General features: G+C 72.6%; 21 protein-coding genes. 16 read left to right on the forward strand and 5 right to left on the reverse strand.

Features of this window, described 5'->3' with window-relative positions:
* The first annotated feature begins 8 nt into the window (after nt 1-8).
* The 7 genes from argJ to argH are packed head-to-tail and all read left to right on the forward strand — an operon-like array spanning nt 9 to nt 7,469.
* On the forward strand, nt 9-1,181 hold the full coding sequence (argJ, locus tag B0E54_RS26315) for a bifunctional glutamate N-acetyltransferase/amino-acid acetyltransferase ArgJ (protein WP_234588809.1): 1,173 nt from the start codon (nt 9-11) through the stop codon (nt 1,179-1,181).
* A complete protein-coding gene (gene argB, locus B0E54_RS26320; protein ID WP_234588810.1) occupies nt 1,178-2,083 on the forward strand; it encodes an acetylglutamate kinase in 906 nt (301 codons plus the stop codon). The genes argJ and argB overlap by 4 nt, the downstream gene beginning before the upstream one ends.
* Nucleotides 2,080-3,345: an acetylornithine transaminase gene (locus tag B0E54_RS26325; RefSeq protein WP_234588811.1), complete on the forward strand. Its 1,266-nt coding sequence runs from the start codon at nt 2,080-2,082 to the stop codon at nt 3,343-3,345. The genes argB and B0E54_RS26325 overlap by 4 nt, the downstream gene beginning before the upstream one ends.
* Complete coding sequence (argF, locus tag B0E54_RS26330; RefSeq protein WP_234588812.1) at nt 3,342-4,277, forward strand: ornithine carbamoyltransferase; 936 nt, start codon at nt 3,342-3,344, stop codon at nt 4,275-4,277. The genes B0E54_RS26325 and argF overlap by 4 nt, the downstream gene beginning before the upstream one ends.
* Entirely contained in the window at nt 4,274-4,789 is a 516-nt protein-coding gene (locus B0E54_RS26335; RefSeq protein WP_234588813.1) for an arginine repressor, read from the forward strand. Before argF ends, B0E54_RS26335 begins: the two co-directional genes overlap by 4 nt.
* The gene (locus tag B0E54_RS26340) at nt 4,786-5,988 is read left to right on the forward strand and encodes an argininosuccinate synthase (protein ID WP_234588814.1); all 1,203 of its coding nucleotides are present in this window, start codon (nt 4,786-4,788) and stop codon (nt 5,986-5,988) included. The genes B0E54_RS26335 and B0E54_RS26340 overlap by 4 nt, the downstream gene beginning before the upstream one ends.
* Before the next feature lie 17 nt (nt 5,989-6,005).
* On the forward strand, nt 6,006-7,469 hold the full coding sequence (gene argH, locus B0E54_RS26345) for an argininosuccinate lyase (RefSeq protein ID WP_234588829.1): 1,464 nt from the start codon (nt 6,006-6,008) through the stop codon (nt 7,467-7,469).
* 43 nt (nt 7,470-7,512) lie between these two features.
* Here the strand turns inward: argH and B0E54_RS26350 are convergent, their stop codons facing one another.
* Both B0E54_RS26350 and B0E54_RS26355 read right to left on the reverse strand, forming a co-directional pair.
* Nucleotides 7,513-7,866 carry an MmcQ/YjbR family DNA-binding protein gene (locus tag B0E54_RS26350; RefSeq protein ID WP_234588815.1) on the reverse strand — a complete coding sequence of 118 codons (354 nt, stop codon included), beginning with the start codon at nt 7,864-7,866 and terminating at the stop codon, nt 7,513-7,515.
* A gap of 190 nt (nt 7,867-8,056) precedes the next feature.
* Nucleotides 8,057-8,530: a DNA-binding protein gene (locus B0E54_RS26355; RefSeq protein WP_234588816.1), complete on the reverse strand. Its 474-nt coding sequence runs from the start codon at nt 8,528-8,530 to the stop codon at nt 8,057-8,059.
* Between the two features lie 93 nt (nt 8,531-8,623).
* On the opposite strand from B0E54_RS26355, the gene B0E54_RS26360 reads away from it, so the two are divergent.
* From B0E54_RS26360 to B0E54_RS26380, 5 genes are all read left to right on the forward strand, one after another.
* Nucleotides 8,624-9,265, forward strand: coding sequence for a DNA-3-methyladenine glycosylase (locus tag B0E54_RS26360; RefSeq protein ID WP_234588817.1), 642 nt, complete (start codon nt 8,624-8,626; stop codon nt 9,263-9,265).
* 89 nt (nt 9,266-9,354) lie between these two features.
* Nucleotides 9,355-10,440 carry an exo-alpha-sialidase gene (locus B0E54_RS26365; RefSeq protein ID WP_234588818.1) on the forward strand — a complete coding sequence of 362 codons (1,086 nt, stop codon included), beginning with the start codon at nt 9,355-9,357 and terminating at the stop codon, nt 10,438-10,440.
* Nucleotides 10,441-10,716, forward strand: a complete 276-nt coding sequence (locus tag B0E54_RS26370) for a ubiquitin-like small modifier protein 1 (protein ID WP_234588819.1) — start codon at nt 10,441-10,443, stop codon at nt 10,714-10,716.
* A 123-nt stretch (nt 10,717-10,839) separates the two neighbouring features.
* Nucleotides 10,840-11,982: an LLM class flavin-dependent oxidoreductase gene (locus B0E54_RS26375; RefSeq protein ID WP_234588820.1), complete on the forward strand. Its 1,143-nt coding sequence runs from the start codon at nt 10,840-10,842 to the stop codon at nt 11,980-11,982.
* Nucleotides 11,979-12,677, forward strand: coding sequence for an FMN reductase (locus B0E54_RS26380; RefSeq protein WP_234588821.1), 699 nt, complete (start codon nt 11,979-11,981; stop codon nt 12,675-12,677). Before B0E54_RS26375 ends, B0E54_RS26380 begins: the two co-directional genes overlap by 4 nt.
* Here the strand turns inward: B0E54_RS26380 and B0E54_RS26385 are convergent.
* Nucleotides 12,607-13,488, reverse strand: coding sequence for a universal stress protein (locus tag B0E54_RS26385; protein ID WP_234588822.1), 882 nt, complete (start codon nt 13,486-13,488; stop codon nt 12,607-12,609). The genes B0E54_RS26380 and B0E54_RS26385 overlap by 71 nt on opposite strands.
* 72 nt (nt 13,489-13,560) lie before the next feature.
* A complete protein-coding gene (locus B0E54_RS26390; RefSeq protein ID WP_234588823.1) occupies nt 13,561-14,457 on the reverse strand; it encodes a universal stress protein in 897 nt (298 codons plus the stop codon).
* A 159-nt stretch (nt 14,458-14,616) separates the two neighbouring features.
* On the opposite strand from B0E54_RS26390, the gene B0E54_RS26395 reads away from it, so the two are divergent.
* From B0E54_RS26395 to B0E54_RS26405, 3 genes are all read left to right on the forward strand, one after another.
* Nucleotides 14,617-15,117 (forward strand): GNAT family N-acetyltransferase, encoded by a 501-nt coding sequence (locus tag B0E54_RS26395; RefSeq protein WP_234588824.1) that lies wholly within the window; start codon nt 14,617-14,619, stop codon nt 15,115-15,117.
* 9 nt (nt 15,118-15,126) lie between these two features.
* Nucleotides 15,127-15,768: a YgjV family protein gene (locus B0E54_RS26400; RefSeq protein ID WP_234588825.1), complete on the forward strand. Its 642-nt coding sequence runs from the start codon at nt 15,127-15,129 to the stop codon at nt 15,766-15,768.
* A 127-nt stretch (nt 15,769-15,895) separates the two neighbouring features.
* A complete protein-coding gene (locus B0E54_RS26405) occupies nt 15,896-17,239 on the forward strand; it encodes a hemolysin family protein (RefSeq protein ID WP_234588827.1) in 1,344 nt (447 codons plus the stop codon).
* 97 nt (nt 17,240-17,336) lie between these two features.
* Here B0E54_RS26405 and B0E54_RS26410 read toward each other — a convergent pair whose 3' ends face one another.
* Nucleotides 17,337-17,720 (reverse strand): PaaI family thioesterase, encoded by a 384-nt coding sequence (locus tag B0E54_RS26410; RefSeq protein ID WP_234588831.1) that lies wholly within the window; start codon nt 17,718-17,720, stop codon nt 17,337-17,339.
* 106 nt (nt 17,721-17,826) lie between these two features.
* Between B0E54_RS26410 and tyrS the strand changes: the two genes are divergently transcribed.
* Nucleotides 17,827-19,119: a tyrosine--tRNA ligase gene (gene tyrS, locus B0E54_RS26415; RefSeq protein WP_234588833.1), complete on the forward strand. Its 1,293-nt coding sequence runs from the start codon at nt 17,827-17,829 to the stop codon at nt 19,117-19,119.
* The last annotated feature ends 561 nt before the right edge of the window (nt 19,120-19,680 follow it).

Raw genomic sequence — 19,680 nt, forward strand, 5'->3', positions numbered from 1 at the left:
CAGGCGCCGTGAGTGTCACGACCCCTCGGGGTTTCCGGGCGGCCGGGGTGGCCGCCGGTCTGAAGTCCGGCGGTGGCGCGGACGTCGCCCTGGTGGTCAACGACGGCCCGGACGCCGGTGTCGCCGGTGTCTTCACCACCAACCGGGTCAAGGCCGCTCCAGTGCGCTGGAGCCAGCAGGTCGTGCAGGGCGGTGTCGTCCGGGCGGTGGTGCTCAACTCCGGTGGCGCCAACGCCTGCACCGGCCCGGCCGGCTTCCAGGACACGCACGCCACGGCCGAGCACACCGCCTCCGCGTTGAGCGCGGTCAGCCCACGGTTGCTCCTGGGCGCCGGTGAGGTGGCGGTCTGCTCCACCGGCCTGATCGGTGAGCGGTTGCCGATGTCGAAGCTGCTGCCCGGGGTCCGTACGGCCATCCGGGGTCTGTCGCGCGACGGCGGTCCGGCGGCCGCCGAAGCGATCATGACCACCGACACCCGGCCGAAGACCACTGTGGCGCGGGGCAGCGGTTGGACGGTAGGCGGGATGGCCAAGGGCGCCGGGATGCTCGCGCCGGGGATGGCCACCATGCTCTGCGTGCTCACCACCGACGCGGTGGCCGGGCCGGCGGCGCTGGACGAGGCACTGCGCGCGGCCACCCGGGTGACCTTCGACCGGGTCGACTCCGACGGTTGCATGTCCACCAACGACACGGTGCTGCTGCTGTCCAGTGGCGCGAGCGGCATCGAGCCCACCCCGGCCGAGTTGGCCGCTGCGGTCACGACGGCCTGCCACGACCTTGCCCAGCAGCTCATCGCCGACGCCGAGGGCGCCACCAAGCAGGTCGCCATCGACGTGGTCGGCGCCGCCGACGAGGACGACGCGGTCGAGGTCGGCCGCTCGGTGGCCCGCAACAACCTGGTCAAGACCGCGCTGTTCGGCAACGACCCCAACTGGGGCCGGATCCTCGCCGCCGTGGGCACCACCGCCGCCGCGTTCGAGCCGGACGAGGTGGACGTCGCGGTCAACGGGGTGTGGGTGTGCCGCAGTGGCGCCGCCGCCGAGGACCGCTCGAAGGTCGACCTCACCGGGCGGGACGTGACGATCCGCATCGACCTGCACGCCGGCGACGCGACGGCGACGATCTGGACCAACGACCTGTCCCACGCGTACGTGCACGAGAACTCGGCGTACTCAACATGAGCCTCAGCGGTGATCTCACACGCGCCCAGGGCAAGGCGGAGACGCTGATCGAGGCGCTGCCCTGGTTGGCGCGGTTCTCCGGTTCCACAGTGGTGGTCAAGTACGGCGGCAACGCCATGACCGAGCCGGCGCTGCAACGGGCGTTCGCGGCCGACATGGTGTTCCTGCGCTACGCCGGTCTCAAGCCCGTCGTGGTGCACGGCGGCGGTCCGCAGATCTCGGCCATGCTGGGCCGGCTCGGCATCGCCAGCGAGTTCCGGGGCGGCCTGCGGGTGACGACCGCCGAGGCGATGGACGTGGTCCGGATGGTGCTGGTCGGGCAGGTGGGCCGGGAGCTGGTCGGGCTGATCAACTCGCACGGTCCGTTCGCCGTCGGGCTCTCCGGCGAGGACGCGCGGCTGTTCACGGCGGTGCGCCGCCCGGCGTACGTGGACGGGCTGCCGGTCGACGTCGGCCAGGTCGGCGACGTCGAGTCGGTGGACGTGTCCGCGGTGACCGACCTCATCGACGCCGGCCGGATCCCGGTGATCTCCACCGTCGCGCCGGACGCGGACGGGGTCCTGCACAACCTCAACGCGGACACCGCCGCCGCCGCCCTCGCCGTCGCGTTGCGGGCCCGCAAGCTGGTCGTGCTCACCGACGTGGCCGGCCTGTACGCGGACTGGCCGGACACCACCAGCCTGGTCTCCGAGATCACCGCGGACGACCTGGCGAAGCTGCTGCCCAGTCTCGAGTCGGGGATGGTGCCCAAGATGGAGGCCTGTCTGCGGGCGGTGCGTGGGGGTGTGCCCGCCGCGCACGTCGTCGACGGCCGGGTGGCGCACTCCACGCTGCTGGAGGTCTTCACCTCGGAAGGGTTCGGAACGATGGTGGTGCTTCAGGACGGGATGGTCGGGGCATGAGCAGTCTGGCGCAACGGTGGACGCAGTCCATGATGGACAACTACGGCACGCCGCCGCTGGCGCTGGTCTCCGGCGCGGGCGCCGTGGTGGTCGACGACACGGGCCGCGAATACCTGGACCTGGTCGGCGGGATCGCGGTCAACGCCCTCGGTCACGCCCACCCGGCGGTGGTGGCGGCGGTGTCCCGGCAGGTCGCGACGCTCGGGCACGTCTCCAACCTCTACATCGCCGAGCCGCCGGTCGCCCTCGCGGAGCTGCTGCTGGCGCTCGCCGGCCGGCCCGGCCGGGTCTTCTTCGCCAACTCCGGCGCGGAGGCGAACGAGGCCGCGTTCAAGCTGTCCCGGCGCACCGGGCGCAGCCACGTGGTCGCCACCAACGGGGCCTTTCACGGTCGCACCATGGGCGCCCTCGCGCTGACCGGTCAGCCCGCCAAGGCCGACCCGTTCCGGCCGCTGCCCGGCGAGGTGACCCATGTCGACTTCGGCGACGTCGCCGCCCTTGAGGAGGCGGTCACCGACGCCACCGCCATGGTCATCCTGGAGCCCATCCAGGGCGAGAACGGCGTGGTCGTCCCGCCGGCCGGCTACCTGTCGGCGGCGCGGCGGATCACCGACCGGCACGGCGCGCTGCTGGTGCTCGACGAGGTGCAGACCGGCATCGGCCGCACCGGGCACTGGTTCGCCCACCAGGCCGAGGGCGTGGAGCCCGATGTGGTGACCCTGGCCAAGGGGTTGGGTGGCGGGCTGCCGCTCGGTGCGACGCTGGCCTTCGGCCGTGCCGCCGACCTGCTCACCCCCGGCTCGCACGGCACCACCTTCGGCGGCAACCCGGTGAGCTGCGCCGCCGCGCTCGCCGTGGTGGCCACGATCGCCAACGAGGGGCTGCTGGACCACGTCAAGCGCGTCGGCGAACGGCTGCGTCGGGGCGTCGAGGCGCTGGGCCATCCGCTGATCGACGGCGTACGCGGGGCCGGGCTGCTGCTCGGCGTGACCCTCACCGCGCCGGTGGGGCCGGTGCTCGCCGAGACACTGCGCGACGCCGGTTTCCTGGTCAACGCGGTGCAGCCGGGCGTACTCCGGCTCGCTCCGCCGCTGATCCTCACCGCCGCCCAGGTCGACGCCTTCCTCGCCGCGCTCCCGGCGGCCCTGGACGCGACGGCCGCCGGCACCGACACGACGCCGACCTCCACGACGCCGGCCACCACGACGACGCTGGCCACCTCCACGACGCCGACCACCATCACGACGGGGACGACCGCATGATCAGGCATTTTCTGCGCGACGACGACCTCTCGCCCGCCGAGCAGTCCAGCGTGCTCGACCTGGCGGCGCGGATGAAGGCCGACCGCTTCGGCCACCAGCCGCTGGCCGGCCCCCGCTCGGTGGCGGTGCTGTTCGACAAGCAGAGCCTGCGGACCCGGATCTCGTTCGACGCCGGCATCGCCGAGCTGGGCGGGCATCCCCTGGTCGTGGACACCCAGGTCACCCACTTCGGTCGGGGCGAGACGCTCGCCGACGCGGGCCGGGTGCTGTCGCGCTACGTCGCGGCGATCGTCCTGCGCACGCACGGCGACGACCGGATCGCCGAGGTGGCGAGCGGCGCGAGCGTCCCGGTGATCAACGCGCTCACCGACGGTTTCCACCCCTGCCAGCTGCTGGCCGACCTGCTCACCATCGCCGAGCGGTGCGGTGGCACGGCCGGGCGCACCCTCACCTACGTGGGCGACGGCGCCAACAACATGGCGCAGTCGTACTTGCTGGCCGGTGCGACGGCCGGGATGCACGTGCGGATCGCCGGCCCGGCCGGGTTCGCGCCGGACGAGGCGGTGGTGCGGCAGGCCGCCGGGATCGCCGCCGGCACGGGCGGCTCGGTACGGGTGCTGACCGACCCGGCCCAGGCGGTCCGCGACGCCGACGTGCTGGCCACCGACACGTGGACGTCGATGGGCCAGGAGGCCGACGGACTGGACCGGGTCACCCCGTTCCTGCCGTACCAGGTCAACAAGGAACTGCTCGGCCAGGCCGCACCGGACGCGATAGTGCTGCACTGTCTGCCCGCCCACCGTGGTGAGGAGATCACCGACGAGGTGCTGGACGGCCCGCAGAGCGCGGTCTTCGACCAGGCGGAGAACCGGCTGCACGCCCAGAAGGCGCTGCTGACGTTCCTGCTCGCGGCGTCGGGGGAGCAGCGATGACCGCCCCGCTGACCCGCGCCGCCCGGCACGCCCGGATCGTGGAGCTGATCCGGGACCGGCCGGTGCGCTCGCAGACCGAGCTGGCCGATCTGCTCGCCGCCGACGGCGTCGGGGTCACCCAGGCCACCCTCTCGCGCGATCTGGAGGAGCTGGGCGCGGTCAAGGTGCGCGGCGGCGACGGCCCGGCCGTCTACCTGATCCCCGAGGACGGAAAGCGGCCGCTGCGCGACGCCGAGGCGGCGCCGGCCCGGCTGGTGCGGTTGCTGCGCGAACTGCTCAACGGGGTGGACGCCAGCGGCAACATCGCCGTGCTGCGAACCCCGCCGGGCGCGGCCCAGTACCTGGCCAGCGCGTTGGACCGGGCGGGCCTGCCCGAGATCGTCGGCACCATCGCCGGCGACGACACCATCCTCGTCGTGGCCCGCGAGGCCGTCGGCGGGGCCGCGCTCGGTGACAAGCTCGCCGGCTGGGCCCGCCGGGACGACACCGTTGAAGGGAACACCACGTCATGACCGAGCGGGTCGTCCTCGCGTACTCCGGGGGGTTGGACACCTCCGTGGCGATTCCCTATCTGGCCGAGCAGACCGGCGCCGAGGTGATCGCGGTGGCGGTCGACGTCGGGCAGGGCGGTGAGGACCTCGACGCGATCCGGCAGCGCGCCCTGGACTGCGGCGCCGCCGAGTCCGAGGTCGTCGACGCGCGGGACGAGTTCGCCGCGGACTACTGCGTGCCGGCGATCCGGGCGAACGCCCTCTACATGGACCGCTACCCGCTGGTGTCGGCGCTGTCCCGGCCGCTGATCGTCAAGCATCTGGTGGCGGCGGCGCGCAAGCACGGCGGGACGATCGTCTCGCACGGGTGCACCGGCAAGGGCAACGACCAGGTCCGGTTCGAGGTGGGCCTGGGCGCGCTCGCCCCCGAGCTGAAGATCATCGCCCCGGCCCGCGACTTCGCCTGGACGCGGGACAAGGCGATCGCGTTCGCCGAGGAGAAGGGGCTGCCGATCGACGTGTCGGCGAAGTCCCCGTACTCGATCGACCAGAACCTGTGGGGCCGCGCCGTGGAGACGGGTTTCCTGGAGGACATCTGGAACGCCCCGATCGAGGACCTCTACTCGTACACCGCCGACCCGGCGGAGCCCCGCGACGCCGACGAGATCGTGATCACCTTCGACGGCGGGGTGCCGGTGGCGATCGACGGTGAGACAGTCACCCCGTACCAGGCGATCCTGGAGCTGAACCGGCGCGCGGGCGCCCAGGGCGTGGGCCGGCTCGACATGGTCGAGGACCGCCTCGTCGGCATCAAGAGCCGCGAGGTGTACGAGGCGCCCGGCGCGATCGCGCTGATCACCGCCCATCAGGAGCTGGAGGCGGTGACCGTCGAGCGGGACCTGGCCCGGTTCAAGAAGAGCGTGGACCAGCGCTGGGGTGAGCTGGTGTACGACGGCCTGTGGTTCTCGCCGTTGAAGGGCTCGCTGGACGCGTTCATCGACGACGCGCAGCGGCACGTGAGCGGCGAGGTGCGGCTGACGCTGCACGGCGGCCGGGCCACCGTCACCGGCCGGCGCTCCGACGAGGGCCTGTACGACTTCGGGCTGGCCACCTACGACACCGGCGACACCTTCGACCAGACCCTCGCGAAGGGCTTCGTGCAGCTGTGGGGCCTTCCGAGTCGGATGTCCGCGGCCCGCGACGCCCGGCTGGGTGGCTGACGACCATGGGGACCACAATGGGCGGCGTGGACGACAAGAGCCTCACCGAGAACAGCGCCGGCACCAACCGGACGAGCCTGTGGGGTGGCCGGTTCGCCGGCGGCCCCGCGGAGGCGCTCGCCCGACTGTCGGTGAGCGTGCAGTTCGACTGGCGCCTGGCCCCGTACGACATCGCTGGTTCCCGGGCGCACGCCCGGGTCCTGGCCGGCGCCGGCCTGCTCGACCCGGAGGAGCTGGGCCGGATCCTGGCGGCCCTGGACGACCTGGAGGCGGCCTGCGCCTCGGGGGCGTTCCGGCCCACGGTCGACGACGAGGACGTGCACACCGCGCTGGAGCGGGGCCTGTTGGAGCGCCTGGGCAGCCTCGGCGGCAAGCTGCGCGCCGGCCGGTCCCGCAACGACCAGGTCGCCACGGACCTGCGGCTCTACCTGCGCGACCACGCGCGGGGGGTGGCCAGTCGCCTCGTCGAGCTGGCCGAGGCGTTGGTCGAGCAGGCCGAGCGGCACATCGACACCGCCGCGCCCGGCATGACCCACCTGCAGCACGCCCAGCCGGTCACCTTCGGGCACTGGCTGCTCGCCCACGTGCAGCCGCTGCTGCGGGACCTGGAGCGGCTGCGCGACTGGGACCACCGGGCGGCGATCAGTCCGCTCGGCGCGGGCGCGCTCGCCGGGTCCGGGCTTCCGTTGGACCCGGTGGCGGTGGCCAAGGAGCTGGGCTTCCGGACGTCGTTCGCCAACTCGATGGACGCGGTCGCCGACCGGGACTTCGTCGCGGAGTTCCTGTTCACCACCGCGCTGATCGGGGTGCACCTGTCCCGTCTCGGCGAGGAGGTGGTGCTCTGGACCTCGCACGAGTTCGGTTGGGTGGAGCTGGACGACGCCTTCGCGACCGGTTCGTCGATCATGCCGCAGAAGAAGAACGCGGACATCGCCGAGCTGGCCCGGGGCAAGTCCGGGCGACTGGTCGGCGGCCTGATGACGGTGCTGACCATGCTCAAGGGCCTGCCGATGACGTACGACCGGGACATGCAGGAGGACAAGGAGCCCGCGTTCGACGCGGTCGACACCCTGGAGCTGCTGCTGCCGGCCCTGGCGGGGATGATCTCCACGATGACGGTCCGGGTGGACCGCCTCGTCGCCGCCGCCCCGGTCGGCTTCTCCCTCGCGACCGAGGTCGCCGACTGGCTGGTCCGGCGCAACGTGCCGTTCCGCGACGCGCACGAGATCACCGGCCGGCTGGTGGCGCTCTGCGCGGCCCGCGAGTGCGAGTTGGAGGACGTCTCCGACGCCGACCTGGCCGCGGTCAGCGAACACCTCGACCCGTCGGTGCGCGACGTGCTGTCGGTGCGGTCGGCGCTCGCGGCCCGGACCACCCCCGGCTCGACCGGTCCCGGCCCGGTCGCCGACCAGCTCGCCGCCGCGGCGGACCGGCTGGCCGGCTGGCGGGAGTGGGCCACCGAGCGGGTCGTACCCCGCTGAGGTCGCCGTGGCGTCGGCGCCAGCCGCCGGCGCCACTGTCGGTTCAGGCCGTCGGGCGCTCCCGCTTGGGGAGCTTCGCCACCACCATGTCGTACGACGCGTCGACCGCCTCGGTCAGCTCGTCGCCGTCGATCCCGCCGTCGAGGCGCAGCGTGTTCCAGCCGGACCGGCCGATGTAGGCCATCGGGCGAGCGTCGTCGGGGTGGCGGTGCAGCCACTCGTCGGCGATCTCCCGGGTCTGGCCGCACTTGATGCCAACCGTGGGTTTTCCGTCGCCGTTGCCGAGGAACGCGAAGATCCGGCTGCCCACCTTCACCACCTCGTCGCCCTCCCACGGCCGGTCCAGCCACGCTCCCGGCTTCGCCAGGCAGTACGTCAGCATCTCCGCGCGGTCCATGGGTGCCTCCTCGTCGTGCGCACAGTCTGCCCGCCCGGGCGCCCGCAAGCACGCCCTCGCCGATCTTGCACTTTCGGTCACCGAATCGTGAGGTATGCCCCTTGTGCCGCGACAGAAAGTGCAAGATCGCGGGGTGGTTGCCGATCGACGGGGCGGCGCGGGTTGTTCTGGCTCGGTTGCGTCGCGGCCATTACTTCGCTGTTCGGGCGTGGCCTGGTGATTCGGGCGCCCCTTGCGGGTTGGGTGTTGGCTCAGCGGAGCGGGCGGCCACCCGTTCGTAGCGTTGGCGGGCGGCCTGCGCGCTGCCCAGTCCCAGCCCGTACGCGATGGACTGCCAGGTCAGCCCCCGGTCGCGGGCCAGCGTCAGCAGCCCGGCCTCCAGGGCGTCCAGCTCGGCGCGCACGTGCGGCAGCAGGGTCAGTGCGGCGGTGAGGTCGGCGGCGTCCACCGGTTCCTCGGTGGGCTCCCGCTCCGCGCCGCCGGCGGCGAGGGCGGTGACCAGGGCCACCGCCTCCCACGGGTCCAGCACGTACGGGTGGGCCCAGCGTCCCCGCCGGGCATCGGAGCCCGCGTGGCGTTCGCTGATGCGTTGCAGCGCCTCGTGGGTGCGGTGGGCGCGGGCCCGGGCCGGGTCGGGCGCGCTGAACAGCTCCTCGGTCGTCATGCTCCGAGCACACCCCATCAACGCAGCATTGTCAACAGATTGTTGAAGCTCGGCGACGGGATGACCAGGATGTGGCCTGGGTACCGTTCGGGCATGGACGTCCTTCCGGATGATCACGCCGCCAACCCGGACCTCAGCGCGCTCGCGGACCTGCTCGCGGGTCCACTGCTGCCGGCCGCGCGGGGCCTGCTGGGCTGCCGGCTGTCCGCCGGCGGGGTCACCGTCCGGATCACCGAGGTCGAGGCGTACGCCGGCACGGCCGGTGACCCGGCCTCGCACGCCCACCGGGGCCGCACCGCGCGCAACGTCGTGATGTTCGGTCCCGCCGGGCACGCCTACGTCTACTTCACCTACGGCATGCACTGGTGCATGAACGTGGTCACCGGGTTCGAGGGGGAGGCCGCCGCCGTGCTGCTGCGCGCCGGTGAGGTGGTCGAGGGCCTGGACGCCGCGCGGGCCCGCCGGCCGGCGGTACGGCGGGACGTGGACCTGGCCCGGGGCCCGGCCCGGCTCTGCGCCACGCTCGGCATCGACCGCGCGGCGTACGGCGCGTACCTGCTCGGCGACGGCCCGGTCCGGTTGCGTCCGCCGATCGGGCCGGTGCCGGCCGAGGCGGTGGCGGCGGGACCCCGGGTCGGCGTGACCGGCGCGCACGATCTGCCCTGGCGGTTCTGGCTCGACGGTGATCCGACGGTCAGCGCGTACCGGCGCCACGTGCCCCGCGTCCGGCGCTGAGGGCGGCTCCCGGCGTGTGGCCGGCGGGGTCTGTCGGGGGGTGTGGCCATAATCACCCCATCTGCCCACCGACGGCTCGGAGGACCTCCATGGCAACGCTGCTCGCGATCGGCACCGCGAAGGGGTTGTTCCTCGCCACCAGCACCGACGACCGGCGCACCTGGGAGGTCAGCGGTCCGCACCACCCGCGCACGAGCGTCTACGCGGTGGCGATCGACACCCGCCCCGGCACCCCACGGCTGCTCGCCGGGGTGACCAGCTCGCACTTCGGCCCCAGCGTCGCGACGAGCGACGACCTCGGCGCGTCCTGGGACGAGCCCGACCACGCGCCTGTCGCGTTCCCGGCCGACACCGGCGCGAGCCTGGGGCGGGTCTGGCAGCTGACGCCGGGCGGCGCGGACGAACCGGACGTGGTCTGGGCCGGCACCGAGCCGTCGGCGCTGTTCCGTTCCACCGACGGTGGCCGCAGCTTCGAGCTGGTCCGCGCCCTCTGGGACCACCCGCACCGCCCGCAATGGCAGGCCGGGTTCGGTGGCCAGGCGGTGCACACGGTGCTGCCCCACCCGCGCGACCCGGCCCGGGTGCTGGTCGCCATGTCCACCGGCGGCGTCTACCGCTCGCAGGACGCCGGGGCGAGCTGGGCCCCGGGCAACGTGGGCATCCGCGCCGCCGGCCTGGCCGACGAGTGGCCGGAGTTCGGCCAGTGCGTGCACAAGGTCGCGCGGGACGCCGGCAACCCCGAGCGGCTGTACGCGCAGAACCACTTCGGTGTCTACCGCTCCGACGACGACGGCCGCACCTGGTCGTCGATCGCCGACGGGCTGCCCAGCGACTTCGGCTTCCCGATGGTGTCGCACCCCGGGCGGCCCGGGATGGTGTGGACGTTCCCGCTGATCGCCGACGTCCAGCGGTACCCGACCGACCACCGCTGCCGCGTGTACCGCTCCGCCGATGCCGGTGACAAGTGGGAGCCGCTGTCGGTGGGCCTGCCCGAGGGCCCGTTCTATCCAGCGGTGCTGCGCGACGCGATGTGCGCCGACGACGCCACACCGGGAGGCGTCTACTTCGGCACCCGCTCCGGCGAGGTCTACGCCAGCCGGGACGAGGGCGACTCCTGGTCGCAGGTGGCCGCGCACCTGCCTGACGTGCTGTGCGTCCGGGCGGCGGTGGTCTGAGTGGTCACCGTGCTGTTGCCCGGCCCGCTGCGCGGCGAGGCCGGCGGCGCCAGCCGGCTCAGCGTCGACGCCTGCGGCACGCTGGGCGCGGTCCTCGACGAGCTCGCCGCCGATCATCCCCGGCTGGCTCGGCGGATCCGCGACGAGCGCGGCGAGCTGCGCCGGTACGTCAACGTCTACGTCGACGGGGAGGACTGCCGGCACTCCGGCGGGCTGGCCGCACCGGTCGGGGAGGGCGCCCAGGTGCAGGTGCTTCCCTCGGTCGCCGGGGGCTGATTCCCGCGAGTGACCGGCGCCACTGCCAGACCGGCCGCCGACGGAATAGTTGACTCGTCAAATAAGTTGTGAGCTGCGTCCGGGTACCACGACGGCACCCGGTTGACACGCGAGGAGCTGGTCATGCAGTTCGGAGTCTTCACCGTCGGTGACGTCACGGTCGATCCGACCACCGGTCGTGAGCCGACCGAGCATGAGCGGATCAAGGCGATGGTCGCCATCGCACGCAAGGCCGAAGAGGTCGGGCTGGACGTCTTCGCCACCGGTGAGCACCACAACCCGCCGTTCGTCCCGTCGTCCCCGACCACAATGCTCGGTCACATCGCGGCCCGCACCGAACGGCTGCTGCTGTCCACCGCGACCACGCTGATCACCACCAACGACCCGGTGAAGATCGCCGAGGACTACGCGATGCTCCAGCACCTGTCCGACGGCCGGGTGGACCTGATGATGGGTCGCGGCAACACCGGCCCGGTGTACCCGTGGTTCGGCAAGGACATCCGCGCCGGCATCCCCCTCGCGATCGAGAACTACGACCTGCTGCACCGGCTGTGGCGCGAGGACGCGGTCGACTGGAAGGGCAAGTACCGCACCCCGCTGCAGTCCTTCACCTCGACGCCCCGCCCGCTCGACGGCGTGCCGCCGTTCGTCTGGCACGGCTCGATCCGCAGCCCCGAGATCGCCGAGCAGGCCGCGTACTACGGCGACGGCTTCTTCGCCAACCACATCTTCTGGCCCAAGGAGCACACCCAGCGGATGGTCGGGCTCTACCGCCAGCGGTACGCGCACTACGGCCACGGCACTGCCGACCAGGCCATCGTCGGCCTCGGCGGCCAGGTGTTCATGCGGCGCAACTCGCAGGACGCGGTCCGGGAGTTCCGGCCGTACTTCGACAACGCCCCGGTCTACGGGCACGGGCCGTCGCTGGAGGAGTTCACCCGGGAGACCCCGCTGACCGTGGGCAGCCCGCAGCAGGTCATCGACCGCACGCTCGGCTTCCGCGAGTACGTCGGTGACTACCAGCGGCAGCTGTTCCTGATGGACCACGCGGGCCTGCCCCTCAAGACGGTGCTGGAGCAGCTCGACCTGCTCGGCGAGGAGGTCGTGCCGGTGCTGCGCAAGGAGTTCGCCGCCCTGCGTCCGGCGCACGTGCCGGACGCGCCCACGCACGCCTCGCTCGTCGCCGCCGCCGGTGGCGCGAAGGACAGCACCGTGCACGCCGTCGACGACGTGACGGGCAAGGCGCCGGAGGGGGCGACCCGATGACCCGCCGTACGCTCGCCGTGGTCTCGGCGGGGCTGAGTCAGCCCTCGTCCACCCGACTGCTCGCCGACCAGCTCGCCGGGGCCACCCGCGACGAGCTGGTCCGGCGGGGCGCCGAGGTGGAGCTGCGGGTCGTCGACCTGCGCGAGTACGCCCACGACGTGGTGAACAACATGCTCACCGGGTTCCCGCCGGCCGCGCTGCGCGAGGCCATCGACGCGGTGACCGGTGCGGACGGCATCATCGCCGTCACGCCGATCTTCAACGCGTCGTACAACGGGCTGTTCAAGTCCTTCTTCGACGTGCTGGAGGCCGAGTCGCTCGTCGACCGGCCGGTGCTCATCGGGGCCACCGGCGGCACCGCCCGGCACTCCCTCGCCCTGGAGCACGCCCTGCGCCCGATGTTCAGCTACCTGCGGGCGGTGGTGGTCCCGACATCGGTCTTCGCCGCGCCGGAGGACTGGTCCGGTGGCACCGTCGACGGCGCTCTGCGCGGCCGCATCCGTCGCGCCGCCGGCGAGTTGGCCGACCAGGTCGAGCGCCGGCTGCCCGCCAGCGGCCCCGCCGACCCGTTCGCCCTCACCACCGATTTCCTGCAGATGCTCGGCGGGGGCGACGACGCTCCGGTCACCTCGGCGGGTCGTACGGATGCGCGACCAGCACCGGGCAGCGCGCGTGCTGAATCGCAGCCTGGCTGACCGAGCCGAGCAGCAGACCGGTGAACCCGTGCCGGCCCCGGGTGCCCACGACCAGCAGCGACGCGGTGTCGCTCGCCTCGATGAGCCCCTGGGCCGCGCCGGCCGCCCGGATCGGATGCTCCCGCACCACCAGATCGGGGTGCTCGGCCCGGACGGCCGCGGACGCCTCGGCCAACAGCCGCACCGCCTCCGCCTGGTACGCGGCCTGCGCCTCGTCGACCTCGTCCGGCAGCGGCCGGCCCCCGTCCAGCGGGCTGACATGCACGAGCACCAGCGGGACGTCTCGTAGCGCCGCCTCGGTGGCGCCGTAGCCCACGGCCAGCCGGGACGATTCGGACCCGTCCACGCCGACCAGCACCGGCGCGGCCGCGTCGATCGGCTGCTCGTCCGGTCGGATCACCAGGACCGGGCAGTGCGCGTGCGCGGCCACCTGCGCGCCGACCGAACCGAGCAGCAGACCCGTGAACCCGCCCAGACCGCGGCTGCCCACCACGACGAGATCCGCCCGTCGGGACTCCTCGACCATCGTCGCGCCGGGGCCGCCGGCGACCTGACGGGCCTCGACGTCGAGGCCGGGCCAACTGTCGACCAGGTCGGCCGCCGTCTTCTCCAACATCTTGCGCGACTCCTCGGTGGGCGCCGGCACCCCGAGGTCGTACGGGTTGAGGGGCACGCCGTAGCCGAGCGGGTGCAGGTAACCGTGCACCAGGAGCAGCGGCCGGGAGCGGAGCAGGGCGGCGCGGGCCCCGTGCTCCGCGGCGACGAGGCTGGACGGCGATCCGTCCACACCCACCACGACAGGTCGGTTCATCGGCTCTCCCAGGGTCGGTCGACTCATTGTCTGCGGCGCGGGGCCGGCGGTGGCGCCGAACGCGCCAGCCGGTCAGTGCCCGCCTTCCTCGCGGTGGTGCCGGACGATTGCGAGCGGACCGTGCGACTGGTGCAGGACCGCGTGGCTCACCGAGCCGAGCAGCATGCCGGCCAGGGTGCCCCGGCCGTGCCCGCCGACCACGGTGAGCTGGGCGGTGGCCGATTCGCGGACCAGCACCGACGCCGCCGCGCCGTACGCCACGTGGTGCCGCACCGGCACGTCCGGGTACCGCTGCGACCACCCCGCGAGGGACTCGGCGAGCACCCGCTCCTCGTCTTCGGCAAGCGTCTCGACGCCGTACGCCAGCGGCAGGATGTCGCCCGGCATGGTGGGGGTGGGGGTGATCCAGGCGTGTACGGCCACGAGTTCGACGCCTCGCAGCGAGGCCTCCTCGAAGGCGAAGCCCAGCGTCTGCGCGGACAGGTCCGAACCGTCGACGCCGACCACCACCGGCCCGTCAGCCCGGACCTCGCCCTTGACGACCAGCACCGGGCAGTCCGCGCGGGCGCAGACCTGCACGGCCACCGAGCCCATCAGCAGCTCCGCGAAGCCACCGAGTCCCCGGCTGCCGAGCACCAGCAGCGCCGCGTCCCGGGATTCGCGCAGCAGGACCGGCGTGGCAGGGCCGTCGACGACCGCGGCGGTGACGGCGAGGTCGGAGGCGGTCTTGTGGGCCTCGGTCATGGCGTCGGCGACGATCTGTTCGGCCTGCTCGCGAAGTTCGGCGTCGAGCACCGGGCCCTGCACGGGAATCAGCGGCATGTCGTAGAGCGGCCAGACGAACGCGTGCACCACTCGCAGTGGGCGGCCGCGGGTGGCGGCCTCGCGGGCGGCGACCCGCACCGCGTCCAGCGCCGTCGTCGAACCGTCCACCGCCACCACCACGGGGGCACCAGATCTGATGGTCATCACGTCCTCCTTCGTCCGTCTTCATCCTCATCCGGCGGCATCCGCGGGATCAGAGGCGGACGGCGGCCGCCGGGGGGCCGTTGGGCCCGTCCATCCGGCCTCTGGCCCCCACGACGCGGGGGTCGCGACACTGTCGCAGTCGCTGCGTACCCTCGCCGGATGACCTCCGACGTGCGGCTGCGGCCGGTCCACGAGGACGACCTCGTGGAGTTCTTCCTGCACCAGCAGGACCCCGAAGCCAACCGGATGGCCGCGTTCGGCCCCAAGGACCCGTCCGACCACCGCGAGTTCGCCAGGCACTGGGCCCGGGTGCTCACCAACCCGGCGAACCGGGTCCGCACCGTCGAGGCCGACGGCGAGGTGGTCGGCTACGTCAGCGCCTTCCCGGTCGACGACCAGACCGAGGTCAGCTACTGGATCGACCCGGCCCGCTGGGGCCGGGGCCACGCCACCGCGGCCCTCGCCGCCCTGCTGCGCGAGCTGCCCCGGCCGGTGCACGCCCGCGCCGCCAAGGACAACGCCGCCTCCCTCGCGGTGCTGCGCAAGTGCGGGTTCGTGGTGGTCGGCGAGGATTCGGGGTACGCGAACGGCCGCGGCGCCGAGGTGCAGGAGTGGCTGCTGGAGCTGCCCGCCGACGCCCCTGACCTGGGCGGGCACTAGTCTCGCGGGGTGAACTGGTTGGATCTGGTCGGCTGGGCCGGCTCCGCGGTGCTGGTGTGGTCGCTGTTGCAGTCGCGCATCCTGCGGCTGCGCGCGCTCAACCTCGTCGGCTGCGTCGTGCTGATCGGCTACAACGCCGCTCTCGAGGTCTGGCCCATGGTGGGGCTCAACATCGTCCTCGCGGTGATCAACATCTGGTACCTGCGGGGGATGCTCGCGACCCGCCACGACGAGCAGACCTACCAGGTGGTGGAGGTCGGCGTCGGCGACCAGTTCCTGGCGCACACGCTGCGGATCCACGCACCGGACATCGCCCGGTTCAACCCCGACTTCCACTGGGACCCGGCCGCCGCCGACCGGTCGGCCTTCCTCGTGGTCACCGCTGACGAGGTGGTCGGGGTGGTGCTGTCGCACGCCGAGGCGCGCGGGGTCGCCCAGATCGACCTGGACTACGTGACCCCGAAGTTCCGCGACTTCACCCCCGGCGAGTTCGTCTACCGACGCAGCCGCCTCTTCACCGAGCGGGGCTTCCACCGGGTGGTCAGCCCGCCGGGCATGGTCGCCCCCTACTACCACCGGCTCGGCTTCCGCCCCCAGGGCGACTCGTACGTCCTCGACCTGCCCGCGTCACCGGCCACCGATTCCGCGTAGCGTCACCCGAGCAGGATTCGGCCAAGGCCGCACGGGGCACAGAAGCGCGTACGCCGGGCGGGCTCACCGACCGGCGCGCGCCGTGCGTACTCGCCGGTGCCACCACCTCCGAGGGAGCGAACCGGGCGTGCAGAGCTACGGGAGCCAACTGGCCCTGGTCGGGATCCTGGTCGTCATCAACGCGCTCTTCGCCGGCAGTGAGATGGCGCTGGTGTCGCTGCGGGACAGCCAGATCCAGCGGTTGGAGCGCACCAGCCGGGCGGGGCGGGTGCTGGCCCGGCTCGCCAAGGACCCGAACCGCTTCCTGGCCACCATCCAGATCGGCATCACCCTCGCCGGCTTCCTGGCCTCCGCCGCCGCGGCCGTCTCCCTGGCCAAGCCCCTCGTCCCGCTGCTCGGGATGTTCGGGAGCGCCGCCGAGACGGTGGCGATCGTGGTGGTGACCCTCGCGCTGACCTTCGTCACCCTGGTCTTCGGCGAGCTGGCCCCCAAGCGGATCGCCATGCAGTCCGCCGAGCGGTGGGCACTGCTGGTGGCCCGCCCGCTCGACCTGCTCGCCAGTCTCACCCGCCCGGCCGTCTGGGCCCTCGGCGCCACCAGCGACCTGGTCGTACGCCTGTTCGGGCTCAACCCGAAGCACCAGCCGGAGGAGATCGGCCCGGACGAGCTGCGCGACATCGTCGCCGGCAACCACGGCTTCACCAAGGAGCAGCGCACGATCATCGCGGGCGCCGTGGAGATCGCCGACCGGCGGTTGCGGGCTGTGCTCGTACCCCGGCTGCAGGTGTTCACGCTTGACAGCGGGACCACCGCGGAGGCCGCGCGGCTCGTGCTGGCCGCCACCGGGCACTCCCGGGCGCCGGTGGTGCGCCACGGCGGCCTGGACGACACCGCCGGTGTGATCCACCTGCGTGACCTGGTCGGCGTGCCCGACGACCGGCCGGTCGACGAGATCGCCCGCCCGCCGATGCTGCTGCCCGACTCGCTGCCGGTCGTGGACGCGTTGCGCCAGTTCAAGGCCGAGCGGCAGCACATCGCGCTGGTCGTGGACGAGCGCGGCGCGGTCGACGGCATCGTGACGCTGGAGGACATCCTGGAGGAGATCGTCGGGGAGATCTACGACGAGACCGACCGGGACGGCTACTCGGTGCGTCGCGAGGCGGACGGCGCGGTGGTGCTGCCCGGCACGTTCCCGGTGCACGACCTTCCGGACATCGGCGTCGAGCTGCCCTCGCGCCCGGCCGGTGACTACACCACAGTCGCCGGGCTGGTGCTGGCCCGCCTCGGGCACATCCCCACCGTCGCCGGGGAGGACGTCACCCTGGACGGCTGGGTGCTGACGGTGGCCGGCATCGACCACCGGGCCATCACCGAGGTACGCGTGAGCCGGGTTCCCGCCGAGGACGGCGACGACAACGGTGACGACGCCGACCAGTCGATCGAGCCAATGCTGGACGAGGCCCGCAGCTGAGCACCCGTCGGGCGAGCGAGCGCACCACGCCGCCCGCCGCGCAGGCCCGTGGGGTCGGCGTGGTGATCGCCGGGGTCGCCGCGGCCGGGCCCGACGGTCAGTCGCGGGACAGGTTCTGCAGCCGGACCTGACCCCGGGCGACCAGCCGCTCGTCGGCGTCGCTGATCTCCACCTGCCAGAGCTGCTGGCTGCGACCCCGGTGCACCGGGGTGCCGACCGCGCGCAGCTCGCCGTCCCGGACGGCCCGCAGGAAGTCGGTCTGGTTCGATACGCCGACCACCGTGCCCCGGTCGGCCAGCCAGAGCGACCCCCCGACGCTGGCCGCGGTCTCCACCACCGAGCAGTACACCCCGCCGTGCTGGATGCCGAACGGCTGGTGCAGCTCCGGGCGGACCTGCCAGCTGATGACGACCCGGTCGGCGGTCGCCTCCTCGAACTTCAGGCCGAGCAGGGCGACGAAACCACCCGTCAGATCCGGCATCTCCACGGCGAAACCCTCCTCGATCAACGGGGCGCAAGCCTAACCGGAGCGGGTTGCGCCAAACCCGGTACGGGTCGGTGCCGGCGATGGGGGAGAATCGGTGACCGTGACCGACAGCAGCCTCCCGCCGCCGACGCGGTACTCCCTGACCGACGACCTGCTCTGGCGTGGCCTGATCCAGGACTCGACAGGCCTCGACGAGCTGCGCGAGCTGCTCGACGGCGGGGAGGCCACCACCTATTACGTGGGCTTCGACCCCACCGCGCAGAGCCTGCACGTCGGCTCGCTCATGCAGGTCACCACTGCCCGCCGTCTGCAACTCGCGGGTCACCGCCCGTTGCTCCTGGTGGGCGGGGCGACCGGGCAGATCGGCGACCCGAAGGAGAGCGCCGAGCGGACGCTCAACCCGCCTGAGGTGATCGCCGGCTGGGTCGAGCGGATCCGCGAGCAGCTCGCGCCCTTCGTGTCGTACACGGGGGAGAACGCGGCGCAGCTGGTCAACAACCTGGACTGGACCGGCGAGATGTCGGTCGTCGAGTTCCTCCGCGACGTGGGCAAGCACTTCCCGGTCAACAAGATGCTCGCCCGGGAGGTGGTGCGCGCGCGGCTGGAGACGGGGATCAGCTTCACCGAGTTCAGCTACCAGCTGCTGCAGGCCAACGATTTCTTCGAGCTGCACCGCCGGCACGGCTGCCAACTTCAGTTCGGTGGGTCCGACCAGTGGGGCAACATCACCGCCGGCGTCGACTACGTCCGGCGCCGGGGTGCGGGGCCGGTCCAGGCGTTCACCACGCCGCTGGTCACCAAGGCCGACGGCACGAAGTTCGGCAAGACCGAGGGCGGCGCCGTCTGGCTCGATCCCACCCTGACCAGCCCGTACGCCTTCTACCAGTTCTGGCTCAACGTCGACGATCGGGAGGTCGACCGCTACCTGCGGTACTTCAGCTTCCGCTCCCGCGACGAGCTGGAGGAGCTGGCGAAGGCGACGGCCGAGCGGCCGGCGGCCCGGCTGGCCCAGCGGGCCCTCGCCGAGGAGCTGACCACCCTGGTGCACGGCCCCGAGGAGACCCGGCAGGCGGTCGCCGCCAGCCAGGCGCTGTTCGGGCGCGGTTCGCTGGACGATCTGGCAGCGGAGACGCTGCGCGCGGCGCTGACCGAGGCCGGTCTGGTGCGGATCCCTGGCGAGCTGCCGGACGTGGCGGGCCTCTTGCGGGACTCCGGGCTGGTGACGGGGCTCAAGGAGGCACGGCGCGTGATCGCGGAGGGCGGTGCCTATGTGAACAACAACCGGGTGACCGAGGTGGACGCCACGGTGTCCACGGACGACCTGCTGCACGGTCGGTACCTGGTGCTGCGCCGGGGAAAGCGGTCGTTCGCAGGCGTTGAGCTGGGCGAATAGTCGGTTGTCGACGATGTGACGGGGGACGCGTCCGGCTGATTTGACGATCATCGGGCCGGACGCGTAACTTTCTCTCTGCCAGCGCGGAACGGACGAAACAGGCGAAAGCCTGAAGCGGCCGGAGCGCGGCGACGACCTCGGGGTCGGGCTGGTTCGCCGGCCGGATCCCGCCGGGTGGTGCCCACGGAAACGCCGCGAGGCGGATTTGGTGCGGCGGAACCGACCGGGTAAGGTAGTCAGCCGGCAGGGAAACGGGCGAGCAAGCGGGAAACCGCTGCGGCCGGCCTGCCACCACCGTGACGAGAGCGGCGCAAGCCGGTCGAGACATGGTGCCCGCAACACGGTAGAAAGCACGACGAACCGCGAAACACCGGTTTGACACGGCAGAAACCAGCGGGTAACGTAGTAAAAGTGCCTGGCGCTGGAAAGCGCTGAGCACCGGAACGAAAAGCCCCGGGATGGTGGCCCACTGGTTGGGTCTTCTGATCGGTGTGTGGTTGTTCTTTGAGAACTCAACAGGGTGCTTGTAAAGCCAGTGCCAATTATGATTTATACCCCGGA

This window comes from Micromonospora sp. MH99, assembly GCF_021442385.1.
Lineage (GTDB): Bacteria > Actinomycetota > Actinomycetes > Mycobacteriales > Micromonosporaceae > Micromonospora.